We start from the raw sequence: 19,289 nt of genomic DNA, 5'->3' as shown, positions 1-19,289 counted from the left end.
AAGGACCGACCGTGGCAGAGATCGTTCTCGAAGGCATCACCAAGCGCTACCCCGATGGTGCGGTGGCGGTGAAGGACGTCAACCTCAGTGTCGCGGACGGCGAGTTCGTCATCCTCGTCGGTCCCTCCGGCTGCGGTAAGTCCACCACCCTCAACATGATCGCCGGGCTGGAGGACATCACCGAGGGAACCCTCCGGATCGACGGGGAGGTCGTCAACGACAAGACCCCGAAAGATCGTGACATCGCCATGGTCTTCCAGAGCTACGCTCTCTACCCGCACATGAGCGTGCGCGACAACATGGGTTTCGCGCTCCGGCTGGCCAAGGTGGACAAGGCGACCATCCGAGAGAAGGTCGAAGAAGCCGCCCGCATCCTCGACCTGACGGAGCATCTGGACCGCAAGCCCGCCAACCTCTCCGGGGGGCAGCGCCAGCGGGTGGCGATGGGGCGGGCCATCGTGCGCGACCCGAAGGCGTTCCTGATGGACGAACCGCTCTCCAACCTGGACGCGAAACTCCGCGTCCAGATGCGCACCCAGATCTCCCGCCTCCAGCAACGCCTGGGCAGCACCACGGTCTACGTCACCCACGACCAGACCGAAGCCATGACACTGGGCGACCGGGTGGTGGTGATGCGCGGCGGGCTCGTGCAGCAGATCGGAACCCCGCAACACCTCTACGAGCAGCCGAAGAACCTCTTCGTCGCCGGGTTCATCGGTTCGCCCGCGATGAACTTCCTGCACGCCACCGCGGAGGGCAGCCGACTGCGCACGTCGGTGGGCGACCTCGACCTCAGCGACCGGCTGCGCCGAACCCTCGAACGGCACGGCGCCCCCAGGGACCTGATCGTGGGGCTGCGCCCGGAAGCCTTCGAGGACGCCGCCCTGGTGGACCCGGGCAGGGTCGGATCGGGTACAACCTTCAGCGTGGACATCGACGTGGTCGAATCCCTGGGATCCGATGTCTACGCCTACTTCACCGAGGACGAGTGGCAGCCCACCGCCACCTCCGAACTCGCCGAGCTCGCGGCCGACTCGGGGATGACCGACACCGGCGCGGGCGGGCACCAGATCGTCACCCGTCTCAACGCCTCCACACGGGTACGCGAGGGCAGCCGAGCCGAACTCTGGGTGGACACCGCCAAGATGCACGTCTTCGACGCCGCCTCCGGGGCCAACCTGACACTGACCGACGAACCTGCCGGCTGACTCCTGGGAGCGGGCAGTGCCGACGCGCCCGTCGGTCCCCGATCCCAAGTGCCCCCGGCATGCGGCCCGGAACGGACAGCGGGCGCCTTCCGACTCCAGCAACTGCGAACGTCAGCACGGACGACACGTATGCGGACGTGCCCGGACAGCTCCGCCACCGCGGGTTTACCTTCCTCTTACATTTCCTGTAGCGTACGCGCGTTCGACGCCCCCGCAACATCAGGAAACCGCACATGAGCGCTCCGACGCCCCCCGCCGCCCCGCAGGACCCCCCGTTCCCCCAGACCCCGGGACAGCCCGTACCCGGAGCCGAGCCGACGGCTTCCGCGCCCGCCAAGGAGAGCAAACTGAGGAAGGTTCTCGGTGTTGTCGTCCTGATCGTCGTCGCGGTGGTGGTGAAGCTCGGCATCGGCTACCTCTTCAACTCCCCCGTGCACGCCGAGGTCGGAGACTGCGTCAGGGTCACCGGCTCCGAGAACAACCCCGACGTGGAGACCAAGGGCTGCGACGACAAGGACGCCAACTACAAGGTCCTCAAGGTCGTCGAGAACACCTTCGACATCAACTCCTGCACCGTCGGCGAGGCCGCGCTCGCCCAGGAGTGGGACAACGACAAGTTCGTCCTCTGCCTGGACCCCCTCAAGAAGTAGGGTCCTTCGGCAGCTTCGGCCGCCGGCCGTCCGGGCCGGACGGCCGAAGCTGTGCAGCGCCCCGCGCTGCTACCGTCGCGCCATGTCCCAGCTCGAAATAGACGTCGTGACGGCCGAGTTCTTCGGTGCCTTCGACAACCGGGGCGGCAAGGCCGCCGACGTGGCCCGGATCCGCCGGCTGGTCCTCCCGGAGGGTGTGATCGTCAAGACCGGACCGGAGTTCACGGTCTACTCCGTCGACGAGTTCATCGAGCCGCGCCGGCGGCTGCTGGCCGACGGCCGGCTGGTGGAGTTCTCCGAGTGGGAGACCTCCGAACGCACGGAGATCGCGGACGATGTCGCGTCGCGGACCAGCGAGTACCGCAAGTCCGGGATCCTGGACGGCGAGCCGTTCGAGGGAGGCGGAACCAAGACCATCCAGTTCGTCCGCACCCCGCAGGGCTGGCGGATCACCGCGGTCGCCTGGTACGACCGACCCTGATCATCCGGATACCGCCACGGCCCACCGGCTCGGGTCACGAGTCGGGGCTTGCGGAAGGGGCCTGCGACGCGACCGCACGCCCCCGCACCGACCCGCCACGAACCACAGCTCAGGAAACGACGACGGCCTCGGCGACGCTGTTGGCGGCGGCCGCTTCGTCCTGCGCCAGGCCGAGGAAGCGCTCGACGGTCTGGACCGGCATGTCGAGCCCCTCGGACGCCTCCAGCACACCGCCGAAGACCTGCACCGCCTCGGTGACGGCCATGGCCACTTCGACCTCCGCCTTACGGACCTTGGCCTCGGCCTTGTCCACGGTGTCGACGACCGCCAGCTGGCGGCGCTGCTTCTCCTGAAGTCGCTGCTTGCGCGACAGGGCCTTGTCGGGGTTCTGCACAGACATGGCCAAGATCATAATCAGTCACGCGCACACGGCGAAATCGGCAGCTTGACCTGTCTTGCAGGGAATTTCACCGTTCGCATCCCCGACCGGGTCGCCTCGCCGGGATCCGCCGCCCTGAGGGACGGACCCCGGCGAAGCGATACGACGTCTACCGGTCAGAGATTCTGGCGCAACGTCATCTCCCACTCGGTGTCCGGGTCGCCGCTTCCTTCCCGGTCGGTGTTGACGACGACCTTGTCACCGACAACGAACTCCAGGCGCCAACGGCCGAGCCCGGCCGCACCACGTCGCATCGCGGCATCGCCGGAAAGCGCCTTCGACAACAGCTCTTCCACCTGATCAAGACGCACAGGCGTGAAGATCCATTCGTTGAAGCGCACTTCGACCGAGGACGACGCGTGGTGACCGTACAAGGTGAACCACAGAGGGGTTCCCTTGCACCGTCCCTCCCACTCGATGGACCAGCCACCGAGTTCGGTCGTTTCCGGGGCGGCGGAGTCCGGATCCGCTCCGGCACTCGTGAGAGCCGCGACCACCGCCCTCGCCCACAGGGCCGGACTGATCTCTTGCATCACAGGAATCCTCCGTGGAACAAGTCGAAGTGCCGTCGGAAGATTTTGACGCGGAAGACGGTACGGGCCATCTTCACACCCCATTGACGTTTGAACGCGTGAGCACTCCAGCCCATGGCGAAGCGGCTCCCCCGGTTCAGCCAGCCCGTGCGCCCTGACCGATAGACGTCGCCGAAGAGACGGCTTCCGGTTCCGACCCAGCGGGAACGGGCCCCCAAACACCGAAACGGCCGGTGCAGGTCAGTGCCTTGAAAGCGCGATACCCGCGGTAAGCCCATACGGCCGCAACCCCGACGTGCTGAATCCAGCCAGGCGTCAGCATGATCCAGTCACCATCAATGTGGTCCGGAACACCGACGTCGCCGTCATGCTCTCGCACACGATCCGCGGACGGTCCGACGACGTCGAGTGCCAGGGTCGACCGCCCGGCCGGAGTCCATGAGTCTCTAGGACTCGACCGACGTCGGCCTCTGCCGGAGCAGATAGACGCCCGCGATCGAGACCAGGACGGCCATGCAGGCGATGAACACGAGCCCGGCGCCCTCCAGTCCGATCGGGCCCACCAGGACGCCGACTCCGATCACCGGCACCGAGATGCCCGCGTAGGCGACCACGAACAGGGTGGAGATCACCGCCGCGCGCTGATGCTCGGGAGAGGCCCGCGCGACCGTGGCCAGGGCGCCGCGGAACGCCAGACCCTGGCCGCCTCCGCCGACGATCGCGCTCAGCACCACCAGGACCATGAGGTCCCATCGCAGCGCGCCCGCGAGGAGAGCGAGGCCCGCGAGGAGCGCGGCACAGCCCAGCGGCAGGGACCGCCCCGCTCCGACCGGGCCGACGGCGAGCTGCCCGGCGGTCGAGGCGAAGAAGGCGAGGGCGACGACCAGTCCGCTCACCGCGTGGTCGGTCACGTCCAGGGACTCGGCGAGGAACGCGGGGCTGACCGAGGTGAACACGCCGAACAGGGCGAACCCCACGAACGCGGCGATCGCGGGTGGTGCGAACACCGGCCGTACCTGTGCGGGCAGGCCGGGCCGTTGCGGTCGTACGGTGCTGAGGGGACGGCGTTCGCGCACGGTCTCCGGGAGCCGCAGCAGTACGGCGGCCGAGAGCGCCACCAGCGCGAGGTGGACGGCGAAGGGCAGGTACAGCGGCCAGGGTGCGTACTGGGCGAGGAGGCCCGCGAGCAGCGGACCGCAGCCGAGTCCGCCCATGTTGGCGGCCGTCGCGACGAAGGTGGCCCGGGCGGCGCCGCCCGGCGGTGCCAGTTCCATCACGTAAGCCGTGGCGGCCCCGGTGAACAGGCCCGCGGACAGGCCCGACATCAGCCGTCCCGCGTACAGCCAGCCGAGGGAAGTGGCGCACAGGAAGCAGACGGCGCTGGCCGCCGCGAAGCCGAGGCCCGCGAGGAGCACCGGCCGCCGGCCCACCGAGTCCGAGGCGTTGCCCGCGAGCAGCAGCACGCCCATGACCCCGAAGGCGTACACGGCGTACACGACGGTGACGGTCAGCTCGGAGAATCCGAACTTCTCCTGGTAGAGGCCGTAGAGGGGGGTGGGCAGTGTGGTGCCGGCCATGCAGACGGCGAACACCGCCCCGCTGAGCAAACACTGGCGCCACCCTCGGCGATCACCGTCCATGCCGCCGACAGTAACGTCGTGGGCGGCCGCGGTCCGGCCCGACGTGCCGCCGGACGGAGCCGTGAACCGGGGACCTGGGGACCCGGAAACCCGGGGCGCGGTCCGCCTTCCCTTCGCGGGGAGGGCGGACCGTGCCGACGGCCCGTCAGGGGGCCGGGGTGAGGCGCACACGGCGTGGCGGGGAGGCGTGTGCCGGGCGCCTCGTGATCAGGAGCAGCCGGCCGGTGTCGCCCGGGACGCGTCGTGGATCAGTGCGTCGTGGGCGGCCTTCAGCCGGGCCACGTCGGGCTTGACGACCTTGCGGTCGTAGGTGATCAGGCCGTTCAGCTCTCCTTCCACGTCCGAGATCTGGGTGTAGACGGCGCCGTTGCCGCCCCTGCAGGCGAGCTGGTGCACCTCGGCGAGGCGGGCCAGGTAGTCGTCGGTGTACGCCGAGGGGTCGACGTCCACGTAGGACTGCTGGACGGACCAGGCGTGTCCGGGCACCGCGAGTCCGAGACCGCCGTACTCGCCGCTGACCAGGGCCCGCTTGCCGTCGGGTGCCGGTGGCAGCGCGGGGCTCGGGTAGCCGTGCTCGTCGATGATGTCGCCGGTGCCGCCGTCCACGCCGAGGTTGATGCCCGACATGGAGTTGACGAGGCGGGTCGGGTCCCAGGCCTTGGCCTGGTCGGCGATGCGGGCCTCGTCGTACTGGCCCCAGCCCTCGTTGAAGGTGACCCACATGACGACCGACGGGCTGCTGATGTGCTCGTCGATCATCTGCTTCATCTCGCGCTCGTACTCGGCGCGGGACGCGCCGCCGGGGTCGACCCCGGCGGTCATGGCGGGCATGTCCTGCCAGACCATCAGGCCGAGCCGGTCGGCCCAGTAGAACCAGCGGTCGGGTTCCACCTTGATGTGTTTGCGGACCGCGTTGAAGCCCATCTGCTTGTGCGCCTTCAGGTCGTACGCGAGGGCTTCGTCCGTGGGTGCGGTGTAGAGGCCGTCGGGCCAGAAGCCCTGGTCGAGGGTGGCCATCATGAAGACGGGCTCGCCGTTGAGGACGGTGCGCGGAGTTCCGTTCACCTGTTCCACGGCGATGGACCGCATACCGAAGTAGCTGCCGACGCGGTCGGCGCCGACGCTCACCTTCAGGTCGTAGAGGAAGGGGTCGTCGGGTGACCAGAGGTGCGGGTTCGTGATCTTCAGGACGAGCGGCCGCCCGGTGCGGCCCTTGACGGTGGCGACCTTGCGGTGTCCGGCGTACGCGGTCGCGGTGACCGGCACTCCGTTGCGGATGCCCTGCGGCTCGACGGTGAGCCGGCTGTTCCTGACGTCGGGCGTCAGCTTGAGCGAGTCGACGTGGGCGGCGGCGACCGGCTCCATCCAGACCGTCTGCCAGATTCCGGAGGACGGGGTGTACCAGATGCCGCTGGGGTCGAGGCGCTGCTTGCCGACCGGTGGGTTCTCGCCGCCCTGTGCGTCGGTCGGGTCGTAGACGCCGACGATCAGTTCCTGGGTGCGGCGGCCGGGCTTCAGCGCGGCGGTGATGTCGGCGCTGAACTTGTCGTAGCCGCCCTGGTGTTCGGCGACCTTGGTGCCGTTCACATAGACCTCGGCCCGCCAGTCGACGGCGCCGAAGTTGAGCTGGAGGCGCCTGCCGCCTCCGACTTTCCAGTCGGAGGGAACGGTGAAGGTGCGCCGGTACCACATGCGGTCCTCGTGCCGTTCGATGCCGGAGAGCTGGGACTCCACCGGGTAGGGCACGCGGATCTTCTCGGCGAGCTTCCTGCCGACCGGCGGCTGTTCGCCGGCCTTGGCGGCGGCGAACTGCCACGAGCCGTTCAGATCGCGCCACTTGGTCCGGGTGAGCTGGGGCCGGGGGTACTCGGTGCGGGCCCTGCCGGCCTCGACCTGATCGGCCCATTTCGTCCGCAGCTCATGGGTGGAGCGGTTGGGGCCGCTGCTCCAGAAGGCGCTGACAACGTTGCCGTTCGTACCGGAGAGACCGCCCTTGCCGTCGTAGCGCAGGTCGGCGGTGCCTCGGGCCGTGCCGGTCTTGTTGCCGACGACGGGTTCCTTCAGGCCGACGATGAGGGACTTGGGGTCGGCGGGGTCCAACTTGGCCGTGGTCAGGGGCCACTTGGCGCCGCCGATGACGGCTTCGACATGGTCGGTGAGACCCGCGGGGGGCGCGGTGAGCGGCTGGGCGAAGTCGAGGCGCAGGCTGCGGCCGTCACCCTGGACGGTCGTGGCGACGGCACCGTCGTAGGCGTATCCGTCGGGCAGCCGGAGTGCCGACGAGGGGACGGCGGTCTTGGTGCCGCCGGGCGGGGTCCAGCGCAGATGGAGGTTGGATCCGCCGAAGTGCTCGAAGTACTCGACCTTGATGTCGTAGGCCTGTCCGGCGGTCAGGTCGATGGGCCGGGCGGTCTGTTCGCGGTCCCAGTCGTCGACCCAGTGGTCGATGGCGAGGTGTCCGTCGATCCACAGCCGGAAGCCGTTGTCCCCGATGATCGAGAACGTGTACGGGCCGGTCTTGTCGGGGACGATCCGGCCGGTCCAGCGGACGTTGACGTCGTCCGACTGTCCGGTGGCGAAGGCGAGCCGGGGCTCGAGGTTGTCGAAATCGAGGTTGGTGTCCAATCCGGTGGCCTTCAGCTCGTGGAAGTCGAAGGCGCCGGGGGCGGACTGGGTGTAGTACTCGCCCTTCAGGCCGTGGACTTCCACGGGGTCGTCGGCGGCCGTGGCGGACGGGGCTGCGGTGAGCCCCGTCAGTGCGAGTAACGCGGCGACCAGGAGTGCCAGTCGGGGGTGGAGTCTTCTGATGCGCACGGATCCTCCTTGGCTGAGGAAGGGTGGCGGCTCATTGCTTCAGTCTGTACAACGTTGGAAGCAGCGGGAGTGGGCATCACAGCACGGGTCCCGGCCTCTGTCCAGGGTCATGACAAACGCCCAGGTGACAGGAGCGCACATCGATGAAGAGGAGATCCCTTGCGGGTCAGCCTGAAGGACGTCGCGGAGCACGCCGGCGTCTCGATCAAGACGGTTTCGAACGTCGTGAACAACTATCCGCACGTCACCCCGGCCATGCGGGCCCGGGTCCAGGAGGCCATCGACGAACTGGGCTACCGGCCGAACCTCACGGCACGCCATCTGCGCAAGGGACGCACGGGCATCATCGCCCTCGCCGTCCCCGAACTGGGCAACCCGTACTTCGCCGAACTGGCGGGGGCCGTCATCGACGCGGCCGCCGAACACGAGTTCACCGTCCTGCTCGACCACACCCGCGGCGACCGCGAGCAGGAGGTGCTGGTCAGCCAGGGCTTCCGGGCCAATGTCATCGACGGTCTGATCCTCAGTCCGCTGGAGCTGGAGGACGAGGACCTGCGCTCGCGCACCGACGACGTGCCGCTCGTGCTGCTCGGCGAGCGGGAGTACGAACTGCCCTACGACCACATCGCGATCGACAACGTGTCGGCCGCGCGCAGTGCGGTGCGCCATCTGCTGAGCCGGGGACGCTCGCGGATCGCCTACCTGGGGGCCCGTACGGATTCGGCCAACCGGCCGGCGCATCTGCGACTGGTGGGATGGCGTGAGGAGTTGACGGAGGCCGGGGCGCCCGCGCCCGACGAGCTCGTGGTGCCGGTCGGCGGCTGGGACCGCGACGAGGGGGCGCGGGCCATGGCCCGGCTGCTGGACTCCGGGGTACGTCCGGACGCCGTCTTCGCGTACAACGACCTGGTCGCGATCGGTGCGATGCGGGTGCTGCACGAACGGGGTCTGCGGGTGCCGTGGGACGTGGCGGTGGTGGGCTTCGACGACATCGAGGAGGGACGGTTCGGCGCGGTCACGCTGACGACGATCTCGCCGGACAAACAGGCCATCGCGCGGATGGCGGTGGCCTCCCTGCTACGCAGCCTGTCGGGCCGGACCGAGCCGGGGGGACGTGAACTGACCGCTGATTTCAGGCTCGTTGAGCGCGAGAGCACGCTGGGGCGACGCTGACGGGATTTCGGACGGAGGGCTTTACAGGCCTCTTCCAACGATGTAAAAACCTCCCCGGAACGACGAGTACACCGAGTTGACCGCAAGAGCCGATCATCCCCGGGAGCGCTCTCAGCGCCGGGGCCGCGCCGTTTGGGGACTCCATGAAGCCGCTCGCACCACGTCACCGCACCTCCGCCAGAACCCTCCTCGCCACCGGCCTCATCACGAGCCTCGCGCTCGTCTCCGGATGCGCGAAGTCCGAGGACGACACCGCAGGCAAGGACAAGAGCTCCGCCGGGGCGAGCGACCAGGGCCAGGTCGTCGCCTCACCGTCCACCGGCTCGGGTCCGACCTGTGCCATCGACGCCTACGGCGCCAAGAAGATCGACCTGAAGTCGGCCACCGTCGGCTTCTCCCAGTCCGAGAAGGAGGCCAACCCCTTCCGGATCGCCGAGACCGCGTCGATCAAGGCCGAGGCACAGAAGCGGGGCGTGAAACTGCTGACGGCCAACGCCCAGTCGCAGTTCTCCAAGCAGATCAGCGACGTCCAGGACCTCATCGCCAAGGGCGCCGACCTCCTCGTGATCGCACCGCTCAACTCCGACGGCTGGGAGCCCGTCCTGCGCTCGGCGTCCGCCAAGCACATCCCGATCATCACCATCGACCGCAAGATCAACGCCACCGCCTGCAAGGACTACGTGAGCTTCATCGGCTCCGACTTCGTGGAGCAGGGCAAGCGGGCCGCGGACCAGATGATCGAATCGACCGGCGGCAAGGGTGAGATCGCCATCCTGCTCGGCGCGGCGGGCAACAACGTGACGACCGAACGCACCAAGGGCTTCGAGGACCGCATCAAGGAGAAGGCCCCGGGCCTCAAGATCGTCTTCAAGCAGACCGGTGACTTCGCCCGGGAGAAGGGCCAGTCGGTCACCGAGAACCTCATCCAGTCCAAGCCCGGCATCACCGGGATCTACGCCGAGAACGACGAGATGGGCCTCGGCGCGGTCAACGCCCTCAAGGGCGCCGGCAAGAAGCCGGGCGCGGTCAAGATCGTGACGATCGACGGCACCCGCAACGCCGTCCAGGGCATCGTCGACGGCTGGATCGACGGAGTCATCGAGTCCAACCCGCGCTTCGGACCGCTCGCCTTCCAGACCCTGGACACCTTCACCCAGGGCGAGAAGGTCTCCCAGGACATCGTCATCCAGGACAGCGCGTACACCAAGGGCAACGCCAAGGCTGACCTGGGCAAGGCTTTCTGACATGTTGTCAGTGACCGGTCTGTCGAAGGCCTTCCCCGGCGTGAAGGCGCTGTCCCGCGTGGACTTCACCGCCCGCGCCGGGGAGGTGCACGCGCTCATCGGTGAGAACGGCGCGGGCAAGTCCACCCTCATCAAGGTCCTCACCGGCGTCTACCAGCCCGACGAGGGCGAGGTGACGTACGACGGCGTCCCGGTCCGCTTCGCCACCCCGCTCCAAGCCCAGCACGCGGGAATCTCCACCATCTACCAAGAGGTCAACCTGGTCCCGCTGATGAGCGTGGCCCGCAATCTCTTCCTCGGTCGCGAACCCCGCGGCCGCCTCGGCCTGATCGACTTCCGGAGCATGCACCGGCAGGCCGAGGAGGCGCTGCGCGACCTCGGCCTGCGCATCGACGTCCGCCGGCCGCTGCGCGAACTGGGTGTCGGCGCACAGCAGATGGTGGCCCTCGCCCGCGCCGTCTCGGTCGACGCCCGCGTGGTCGTCATGGACGAACCGACCTCCTCACTCGAACCACGCGAGGTGCGGACCCTGTTCGGGGTGATCCGGATGCTGCGCGAGCGGGGCATCGCGGTGATCTACGTCAGCCACCGGCTCGACGAGTTGTACGAGATCTGCGACGCCGTCACCGTGCTGCGCGACGGCGAGGTAGTGCACACGGGCCGGATCGCCGAACTCGACCGGCTCAGGCTCGTGGCGCTGATGCTCGGGCGGGAGATCGCGGACGTACGACAGGAGGGCCTGACCAAGTTCGCGGGCGGTCACGGAATCGAGGCCGAACCCGTCCTGGAGGCAAGCGATCTGACGATTCGTCATCAACTGCACGGCGTGTCCGTCTCCGTGCGGCCCGGCGAGGTGGTGGGACTCGGCGGGCTGCTCGGCTCGGGGCGCACCGAGACCGCCAAGGCCATCGCGGGCGCCCTGCCCGCAGACTCCGGGCGGGTCGTGGTGGCGGGCGTACGCGTCCGCACCGGCTCGACGCCCGCCGCGATCCGGGCCGGCATCAGCCTGCTTCCCGAGGACCGCAAGGCCGAGGGGATCGTGCCCGGCCTCTCGGTCCGCGAGAACATCGCGCTCGCCGCGCTGCCGGGGCTCTCCCGCTTCGGCCTGGTCGACGAGGCACGTATCGACCGGATCGTCGACACGTTCATGAAACGACTGCGGATCAAGGCGGCCGGCCCCCACCAGAAGGTGGGCGAACTGTCCGGCGGCAACCAGCAGAAGGTGCTGCTGGCCCGCTGGCTGGCCATGCAGCCCAAGGTCCTGCTTCTCGACGAGCCGACCCGGGGCATCGACGTCGGCGCCAAGGCGGAGGTGCAGAAACTGATCGACGAACTGGCCGGCGACGGACTGGGCGTCCTGCTCATCTCCTCCGACCCCGAGGAGCTGATCGAGGGCAGCGACCGGGTGATCGTCCTCAAGGACGGCGCGGTCGTGGAGGAACTGACCGGCGACGCCGTCACCGAGGACCGGCTGATGCGCGCCATCGCCACCGCACCCGCCGCACCCGCCGCCACGGCCGAGGCCGCCGGCGCGGGCACCGGCGGAGCCGCCGGCACGGCCACCGGCCCGGGAGGCCACGATGACTGACCTGACACTCGGCCGGGTGACCGCCGACCGCGACCGTCTGCTGGCCCTGCTCCAGGAGTACGGCGTGTACCTGGGCGTCGTGGTCCTCCTCCTGGTGAACACCGTCTTCACCCCGCACTTCCTGTCCACCGAGAACTTCCGCACCCAGGCGGTCCAGGTCGCCCCGGTCCTGATCGTGGCGCTCGGCATGGCGCTGGCGATCGGCAGCGAGGGCGTCGACCTGGCGGTGGGGTCGGTGATGGCCCTGTCCACCTCGCTCCTGTCCCTCTATCTCGGCTACGGGCCCGGGATCGCCGTGCCGATCGCGCTCGTGGGCGGTGCCGTGGTCGGCCTCGCGAACGGATCGCTCATCGCGTTCGTCGGCGTCCAGCCGATCGTGGCGACGCTCGCCCTGATGGTGGCCGGGCGCGGGCTGGCCCTGGTGCTCCTCCCCCAGCTCAAGGACGTCCACGACCCGGCCATGGCGGAACTGGGCTCCGGGGACGTCCTGGGCGTCCCGTACGTCGTGCTGATCGCGGCCGCCCTCGCGCTGCTCGTCGGCTTCGCCGTACGCCGCACGACCTTCGGCCGCAGTCTCCTCGCCATCGGGGACAGCCGCCCCGCGGCCCGGCTCGCCGGACTGCCCGTACGCCGGGTGCTCGTCCTCGTGTACGTCTGCTCGGGCGTCCTCGCCGCCGTCGCGGGCGTCCTGGCCACCGCGCGCCTCACCGCGAGCGACCCCTCCTCGCTCGGCAACCTGATGGAACTGTCCGCCATCACCGCGGTCGTCGTCGGCGGCACACCGCTGAGCGGCGGCCGGATCCGGATCGGCGGCACGGTCGCCGGCGCCGTGCTCATCCAACTGCTCACCACCACGCTCATCAAGCACGATCTGCCGCCGTCGTGGACCCAGATCGCCCAGGCCGTGGTGATCGTCCTCGCCGTCTACGCGGCCCGGGAACGAGGAAAGCGATGACGACCGACGTGGACATCCCGGTGCACGCGCAGGACACGGCCGAGGAGGAGACGACCGGCCCCGGCCGCTCCGACCGGCTCAGCGCCCTCGCCCAGCAGCACGGCGCGCTCGTCACGCTGATCGTCGCGATGATCGCGGCGTCGATCGGCTTCGACACCTTCCTGACCGGCGACAACCTGGAGAACATGGCGCTCTCCTCGGCGTTCCTCGCCGTGGTCGCGCTCGGCATGACCTACGTCATCATCACCGGCGGCATCGATCTGTCGGTGGGCTCGCTCTTCGCGCTCGGCGGTGTGCTCGCGGCCTGGGCGTCCCGGTACGGAGTGGTCGCCGCGCTGGTGCTGCCCCTGTTCGTCTGCGGACTGATCGGCTTCGTCAACGGCCTGCTGATCGCCCGTTCCCGCCTCGCTCCGTTCATCGTCACGCTGGCCTCGATGCTGGGAGCCCGGGGCATCCTGCTCTCCATCACCGACGAGGGGTCGAAGACCTACCTCGTGGGCAAGGGGTCGTTCTTCGCGAAGATCGGCCAGGGCTCGCTGCTCGGTGTGGGCGTGCCCGTGTGGATCACCGTCGCGCTGTTCGTGCTCGGCGCGGTGGTCCTTCGCCGCACCAGGTTCGGGCAGTACGTGTACGCGGTCGGCGGGAACGAGGACGCGGCGGCTCTGATGGGCGCCCCCGTGGCCCGTACGAAAATCTCCGTCTACACGCTCTCCGGGCTGTGCGCGGGACTCGCCGGAGCGCTCAACGCGGCATGGCTCGCGTCGGGCGTGACGATCCTCGGCTCGGGCATGGAACTGGACGCGATCTCCGCGGTCGTCATCGGCGGCACCCTGCTCACCGGCGGGTTCGGCTTCATCAGCGGATCGCTCGTCGGAGTCCTGCTCCTGAAGGTCATCCAGAACGTCATCAACCAGATCGGCTCCCTGGACTCCGCCTACCAACAGGTCGTCAGCGGTGCCTTCCTGGCCGTCGTCGTCATCGCGCAGACCTGGCTGGGACGCCGGCGCCGGGTGCTGTGAAGACCGGAACTCCGTTCGTACCCGGAAGCGGAAGACCCGCACCGGTCGGTGCGGGTCTTCCGTGGGCATGCTGTCCTGCGGGCTTCCTGGTTTCACCGGGTCCGGTCGGGCCCGGGACTGCATCCGGTCATCCCACGTGCTGACCGGATGCCACCCGCGCACACCCCGAACGGGTGCGACTGCGGTCGCTGTTCAGTGGCCCTGACCGTGTCCCTGACCCTGACCCTGGCCCTGACCGTGTCCCTGGCCCTGACCCTGGCCCTGCTGGCCCTGGCCCTGACCCTGCTGGCCCTGGCCCTGGCCCTGGCCCTGACCCTGACCCTGCTGGCCCTGGCCCTGGCCCTGCTGACCCTGACCCTGACCCTGGCCCTGGCCCTGGCCGCGCCCGCGGTCGTCACCGCGGTGGTCGCCGCGGTGGTCGCCGCGGTCGTCACCCCGGTGGTCGCCGCGGTCGTCACCCCGGTGGTCACCCCGGTGGTCGCCGCGGTGGTCGCCGCGGTCGTCACCCCGGTGGTCACCCCGGTGGTCGCCGCGGTGGTCGTCACGGCCGTGGCCGCGGTCGTCGCCGTGGCCCCGGTGGTCGCGGTGGTCGTCACGGCCGTGGCCCCAGTGACCCCAGTGGCCGTCACGGTCGTGGTGCCGGCCCCAGGAGACGCTGTCGACGAAGCGGCCGCGCTCGGTGCGCAGGGTGGCCACGTCGGAGTGGTTGTCCCAGACCTCGTTGCGGCGGTCCTGGTACAGGTCACGGCTGGTGTCGCGACCGAGCCCGGTGTGGACGCGGACGCTGGAATGTGCGGCCAGGCCGAAGTGCCTGAAGGTGTAGCGGTTGCCGTCCTCGTCCGACAGCGTCCAGCCGCTCAGGTTCACGCCGTGGCGACCCGAGTTGGTGATTTCCACCCACTCCGCGTTCAGGGAACGGGCGGAGCGGTCCTCAAAGCCCGGCGCGTCGGCCTGCACCCTGCTGATCTCGACGTGCGTGCGCTCGAAGCGGGGCTCCGCGGCCGAGGCCGACACGGAGGCCGAACCGACCAGAGCGCCGGCCGCGATGGCCGCGGCCGCCACGCGGCGGACAGTGACGGACGTGGAAAGGGACATGAAAGCTCCTCAAGGTTCGAGAGCCGGCACACCCCGTGCGGGCGCCCCTTTCGGGGAGCCCGCACGGTGCGACCCTGTGCGAGTCCCGGCCCGGTGGCCGAGGAGTCATAACTTGCTGCACGTCCCCGCCCAGGACGGGTGACACCCGTCCGCTGTTACCAATTACGGACATATCAGTTACAGGCACCTGTATATGGCCTTTAACTACGGAAAGCTGAAAAGTGATGGACTGCCATCCTCAACTCCCTTACTCCTACTGGTTCCAGGCCGAATCGGGGCATCTTCCGCGTCAGCACACGTCACTCGCGGGTCACTCGAAAGTGAGTAACACCGTTCCGGTCCGATCGGGGTGTGCGGGAGTGTGTCGCGTCTTCTCGACACGGAATTCCGGTCGCAGCGAGCACCCGTACGACAGGAACCGCCCCGAGCGGGTCCGTCCGCGTTGCACCGGACCGCTGGTCCACGTGGGGCCGGACTCCGGGCGCTCAGTTCTCCAGGCGGACCGGCATCAGCAGCGTGAACGTGTGCTCGTCGTCCGGCCGTCGGATCACGACGGGCACGGTGGGCGCACCGATCTCCAGGGTCAGCCGGTCACGGGCCCCGGCGTCGAGCGCGTGCAGCAGGTACGCACGGTTGACGGCGACCTGGTTCCGGTCGCTCCCGCGGTCGTCGCCGAGGGCCACCGCCGCGTCGCCCGTCACCTGGAGCAGGGTGAGCTCGGCGGCCGGCTCGCCCGGTCCGCTCGCGTCGTCCGTGACGACGGGACCCTTCACCACCGCTTCCCGGAAGGCCGCCGTGTCGACCTCGGCCCGGGAGCCGTCCGGCGTGCGGACAAGGCGGCGGTAGTCGGGGAAGTCGTGGTCGAGGCAGGGGCCGGCGGTCTGCCCGGCACCGCTCTCCAGCGTCACACGGTCACCGTCGACGGCGAGCCGGACCGGCTCCTCTCCGCTCAGCAGGGCCCGCATCGCGTCCACGAGCGGGGTCGGCACGACGAGCTGCACGCGGGTCCCGTCGTACCCGCTGGTGCCCGTCCGTGCGACGGCCATCCGGTACCGGTCGGTGGCCACGACGTCGAGTGTCCCGCCCTCGATGTCGAACAGGACCCCGGCGAGCATCGGCAGTTCCGGGTCCCTGCCTGCGGCGAAGCGGACCGCGTCCAGGGCGTCGGCGAGTTCCGGCGCGGGCACGGAGAGACGGACGGCGGCGGTACGGGGCGAAGGCATGGGTTTCTCCCTGTTGTCGAGAAGTGCTCGGAGCGCGGAGAACTCCTCGCGGGCATCGGACAGACCCGCCTCGAGACGGCACAGGTGCGCCTGCAGCAGCCGGCGCACCAGGCCGGTGTCCGTGCCGGACCAGCCCGCGAGCACCAGGCGGATGTCCGCCAGCGGCATGGCGGCCCGGCGCAACCGGGCCAGCAGCCGTGCCTCTTCCACCTGCTCGGGGCCGTACCAGCGGTAGCCGCTCACCGGATCCACCCAGGCGGGGACCAGCACGCCAACACGGTCGTAGAACCGCAGGGCGCTCACACTCAGTCCGCTGTCACGGGCCATCTCGCCGATGCTGCGCATCTCGTTCTCCACACCCGAACCCTGTGCCCTCGACCAGGTCGAGGGTCAACCCGGTCGCGGCCGGGTGACCTGCGACCGGGCCCTGCCACGCCCCGGTGACCCGCGACCGGCCTCCGTCACGCTCGTACGCTCCCCGGCCGGGTCCGGGTCAGGCCGGACAGTCGGCCGGCTCCGCGGCCGTGCCCCAACGGATCATCAGATAGCCGGAACCGCCCCACTCCGCCACGGCGTAACGGGAGTAGGGCCACGCGTCGCCCGCTCTGTCCCGCTGCCGCACCAGAGCCCGGCATGCCTCGCCCGCCGCCATGTCCGCCCAGGCCGCGGCCTGCCGCTGGTTCCACATGCCGTAGTCCGACCACACGTACATCGCCGAGTGGCCCGGATCGAAGCCCACCTTGAGTTCCGCGTTGCCCAGCGTGCGATCCGTGCCGAGCGTCGTACGCATCCCGTTGGTCCGCTGGATGATCTTCCGGGTCGCGCGGCCGGCGACGCCGATCTCGTCGCTGTCGGTGCTGGGAACCATGGCCTGCCCGAGGCCCTGTTCGTCCGGCTCCCAGCCCGCGTCGGCGACGGACGTGTTCAGGGTGCCGTCGTCCGCCGGCGCGCACCGCGCGTCGGTGAGGAAGTCGTCGTCCCAGGTCACCTGCGGGCCACGGCCCGCGGTTTCCCTCACCATGACGAAGGTGCGGTACGGCAGGTCCGGGTGCAGGCGCACGACGACGTCCCGCAGTGTGCGGCACATCCGGCCGGCGACCTCCGTCTCCGCGTACAGCGTCCCCGACTCGTCGGCGGTGAGCCGGTACGAGAGGTAGACCTCCCCGCGCGACGCGTGGAACCGCACGGTGCGCGGGGCGAGATCGATGCCGTCGCCGAATTCCTGGACGAGAACACCCTGGTCGTGCAGGACGGCGCGCGCGATGTCGTGCTCGCCCTCGCCCCGTGCCGGCCGGGCTTCGGCCCAGCTCCGCGCACTCGCCGGCCGGACGCTCCCGGCCTGCTTCGGCGTCGCCGACGTGCTCACCGTCGTGCCCGTACCCGGGGCGGACGGCTGCGGGAATCCGGCCGGGGAGGAGGCCGGTGCGGAGGAGGCGGAGGGGACGGGGGCCGAAGAGGCGGGGACGGAGGACGCGTTCGAGGTCCCGTGCCGGCCGCCCTCGGGCTTGCCGGGCATCAGGGCCACCACTCCGCCCGCCAGTCCTCCGATGACCGCCGCCGCGACCACGGCCATGCCCGCCCATGGCCTTCGTCCGCGTCTCGCGGGCTTCGGCCACGCCGGATCGTCCACGGGAGGCATGTCCCAGACGGCCGTGATCATGTCTTCGGCCCGCGTGAACATCGTGTCGGCGCGCATCGCCTGGACGAGCTGCGCGGCCAGGAGTTCGAAGCACTCCTCGGCGGCGTCGGCGGCCGAGGGACGCTCCTCCGGCTCCTTGGCCAACGCCCTCCCCACGATCTCGCGCAGGGGCATCGGGACGCCGTCCAGGTCGGGCTGACCCGATGTCACGCGGAACGCGACCGCGTCGGGCGCGCCGGTCCCGAACGGTGACCTTCCGGTGGCCGCGTAGGCCACGAGCGCTCCCCAGGCGAACACGTCGCCCTCGGACCCGGTGGCCCCCGTCCGGTACTGCTCGGGGCTGATCCAGCCCGGGGTGCCGGTGGTGGCTCCGGGCCGGGTGACGCGGGTGTCGTCGTCACCGTGTGCGATGCCGAAGTCCAGGACGCGGGGGCCGGAAGGAGTGAGGATGACGTTCTGCGGTTTCACGTCGCGGTGCACCACACCCGCGGCGTGAACGGCGGACAACGCCTGCGCGGTGGCGGCCGCAAAAGCGTACAGACCGGGTCCGGTGAGCCGTCCTTGGGCGAGCACCTGCTGGTTCAGTGTCGGTCCCGCGACGTACTCGGTGGCCAGCCACGGGTTCACGGCGTCCGCGTCGGCGGAGAGCAGAGGGATCAGATACGGGCCGGTGACACGGGAGGACATGTCCACTTCGCGCCTGAAACGGGCCCTGAATTCGGGCTCTTGGGCCTGCGAGGGGTGAATCACCTTCACCGCCACACGCATTCCGTCGGAGGCGACACCGGCATGGACGGTACCCATGCCTCCGGCGCCGAGACGACCGACGATCCGGTACGGACCTATTCGGGAGGGATCGCCGGCTTGAGCCGGCTGGACTCTTCCGGAGGATCCGGATTCGCTCACTGATGGTTCCTTCGTGCGGCACTGAACGGTTGAGCAGGCGGAGATGTGACGGTTGGTCGGGAGCGGGACCGGGTCCCAGCAGATTGCCCCAGCATGCCTTTTGGGTGACTTCCCGTCCGGATGTTATGCGCTCGCCCGCCTCCTGGGTAGAGAAACCCCTGATCAGACGGCACACTCTCGCCCGCCGGGTGACGGCACGCTTGCGGACCGTGTCGCGGGCCCCACGGGCAAGAGGCCTCCACCTGGCCCCTTTCCGCTTAACTTCCTTACCGTGACGCTCTGTTACGGCGGCCTCGGGCGGCGGACCCCTGGCCGCCCGGGTCGGAGCCGTCGACCGGCCGGAGCGAGGCGGGCGACCGGACGTGCCGCGCGGCAAGGCCCCGGCCCTCGGTCCCGGATGCGACCACAGCCACGGCGACCCCGACGGCGACAGCGACCCCGACGGCGACTACGACTACGACTACGACTACAGCGACAGCGACAGCGACAGCGACAGCGACAGCGACAGCGACAGCGACAGCCTGGCCGCAAGGGACCGGCCCGCGGGGCCTCGGCCCTTCTCCCTCCCTCACGAGCCCGGCCCTTCCCCGGCGCGCGAACTCACCGAGCGGGCCGTCGGCCTCGGGCGACCGGCGGGCGATGCCCGGTCGGTCGCGCGGATCCGGGACCGGCCGGGCCGCTG

At 69.9% G+C, this 19,289-nt stretch carries 15 protein-coding genes; 8 read left to right on the top strand and 7 right to left on the bottom strand.

Going from position 1 to position 19,289, the window contains the following annotated elements; all coding sequences use genetic code 11:
• The first annotated feature begins 11 nt into the window (after nucleotides 1–11).
• From ACH4S8_RS03470 to ACH4S8_RS03460, 3 genes are all read left to right on the top strand, one after another.
• Nucleotides 12–1,208 carry an ABC transporter ATP-binding protein gene (locus ACH4S8_RS03470; protein WP_398390466.1) on the top strand — a complete coding sequence of 399 codons (1,197 nt, stop codon included), beginning with the start codon at nucleotides 12–14 and terminating at the stop codon, nucleotides 1,206–1,208.
• A 233-nt stretch (nucleotides 1,209–1,441) separates the two neighbouring features.
• Nucleotides 1,442–1,858 carry a hypothetical protein gene (locus tag ACH4S8_RS03465; RefSeq protein WP_398390464.1) on the top strand — a complete coding sequence of 139 codons (417 nt, stop codon included), beginning with the start codon at nucleotides 1,442–1,444 and terminating at the stop codon, nucleotides 1,856–1,858.
• A gap of 82 nt (nucleotides 1,859–1,940) precedes the next feature.
• A complete protein-coding gene (locus tag ACH4S8_RS03460) occupies nucleotides 1,941–2,339 on the top strand; it encodes a DUF4440 domain-containing protein (RefSeq protein WP_398390462.1) in 399 nt (132 codons plus the stop codon).
• A gap of 109 nt (nucleotides 2,340–2,448) precedes the next feature.
• Here ACH4S8_RS03460 and ACH4S8_RS03455 read toward each other — a convergent pair whose 3' ends face one another.
• The 4 genes from ACH4S8_RS03455 to ACH4S8_RS03440 all read right to left on the bottom strand — a co-directional run bounded on the left by ACH4S8_RS03455 (nucleotide 2,449) and on the right by ACH4S8_RS03440 (nucleotide 7,765).
• Nucleotides 2,449–2,739 (bottom strand): hypothetical protein, encoded by a 291-nt coding sequence (locus ACH4S8_RS03455; RefSeq protein WP_398390460.1) that lies wholly within the window; start codon nucleotides 2,737–2,739, stop codon nucleotides 2,449–2,451.
• A 155-nt stretch (nucleotides 2,740–2,894) separates the two neighbouring features.
• Nucleotides 2,895–3,275 (bottom strand): hypothetical protein, encoded by a 381-nt coding sequence (locus ACH4S8_RS03450; protein WP_398390458.1) that lies wholly within the window; start codon nucleotides 3,273–3,275, stop codon nucleotides 2,895–2,897.
• 482 nt (nucleotides 3,276–3,757) lie between these two features.
• Nucleotides 3,758–4,951: an MFS transporter gene (locus tag ACH4S8_RS03445; RefSeq protein WP_398390457.1), complete on the bottom strand. Its 1,194-nt coding sequence runs from the start codon at nucleotides 4,949–4,951 to the stop codon at nucleotides 3,758–3,760.
• 207 nt (nucleotides 4,952–5,158) lie between these two features.
• Nucleotides 5,159–7,765, bottom strand: coding sequence for a PA14 domain-containing protein (locus tag ACH4S8_RS03440; RefSeq protein ID WP_398390455.1), 2,607 nt, complete (start codon nucleotides 7,763–7,765; stop codon nucleotides 5,159–5,161).
• A gap of 159 nt (nucleotides 7,766–7,924) precedes the next feature.
• On the opposite strand from ACH4S8_RS03440, the gene ACH4S8_RS03435 reads away from it, so the two are divergent.
• The 5 genes from ACH4S8_RS03435 to ACH4S8_RS03415 all read left to right on the top strand — a co-directional run bounded on the left by ACH4S8_RS03435 (nucleotide 7,925) and on the right by ACH4S8_RS03415 (nucleotide 13,744).
• Nucleotides 7,925–8,938 carry a LacI family DNA-binding transcriptional regulator gene (locus tag ACH4S8_RS03435; protein ID WP_398390453.1) on the top strand — a complete coding sequence of 338 codons (1,014 nt, stop codon included), beginning with the start codon at nucleotides 7,925–7,927 and terminating at the stop codon, nucleotides 8,936–8,938.
• A 143-nt stretch (nucleotides 8,939–9,081) separates the two neighbouring features.
• Nucleotides 9,082–10,182 (top strand): ABC transporter substrate-binding protein, encoded by a 1,101-nt coding sequence (locus tag ACH4S8_RS03430; protein WP_398390451.1) that lies wholly within the window; start codon nucleotides 9,082–9,084, stop codon nucleotides 10,180–10,182.
• A 1-nt stretch (nucleotide 10,183) separates the two neighbouring features.
• Nucleotides 10,184–11,770: a sugar ABC transporter ATP-binding protein gene (locus ACH4S8_RS03425; protein ID WP_398390450.1), complete on the top strand. Its 1,587-nt coding sequence runs from the start codon at nucleotides 10,184–10,186 to the stop codon at nucleotides 11,768–11,770.
• Entirely contained in the window at nucleotides 11,763–12,725 is a 963-nt protein-coding gene (locus ACH4S8_RS03420) for an ABC transporter permease (RefSeq protein WP_398390448.1), read from the top strand. Before ACH4S8_RS03425 ends, ACH4S8_RS03420 begins: the two co-directional genes overlap by 8 nt.
• Nucleotides 12,722–13,744, top strand: a complete 1,023-nt coding sequence (locus tag ACH4S8_RS03415) for an ABC transporter permease (protein WP_398390447.1) — start codon at nucleotides 12,722–12,724, stop codon at nucleotides 13,742–13,744. The genes ACH4S8_RS03420 and ACH4S8_RS03415 overlap by 4 nt, the downstream gene beginning before the upstream one ends.
• 192 nt (nucleotides 13,745–13,936) lie before the next feature.
• On the opposite strand, the gene ACH4S8_RS03410 is transcribed toward ACH4S8_RS03415, so the two are convergent.
• From ACH4S8_RS03410 to ACH4S8_RS03400, 3 genes are all read right to left on the bottom strand, one after another.
• On the bottom strand, nucleotides 13,937–14,839 hold the full coding sequence (locus tag ACH4S8_RS03410) for a lamin tail domain-containing protein (protein ID WP_398390445.1): 903 nt from the start codon (nucleotides 14,837–14,839) through the stop codon (nucleotides 13,937–13,939).
• 485 nt (nucleotides 14,840–15,324) lie between these two features.
• The gene (locus ACH4S8_RS03405) at nucleotides 15,325–16,407 is read right to left on the bottom strand and encodes a MerR family transcriptional regulator (protein WP_398390443.1); all 1,083 of its coding nucleotides are present in this window, start codon (nucleotides 16,405–16,407) and stop codon (nucleotides 15,325–15,327) included.
• Nucleotides 16,408–16,555: 148 nt separating this feature from the next.
• Nucleotides 16,556–18,607, bottom strand: coding sequence for a serine/threonine-protein kinase (locus tag ACH4S8_RS03400; RefSeq protein ID WP_398390441.1), 2,052 nt, complete (start codon nucleotides 18,605–18,607; stop codon nucleotides 16,556–16,558).
• Nucleotides 18,608–19,289 lie beyond the last annotated feature (682 nt).

This window comes from Streptomyces sp. NPDC021080, from assembly GCF_044333225.1.
Lineage (GTDB): Bacteria > Actinomycetota > Actinomycetes > Streptomycetales > Streptomycetaceae > Streptomyces.
Note: the sequence above shows the minus strand (reverse complement) of the source record. Positions and strands in the feature narration are given on the sequence as shown.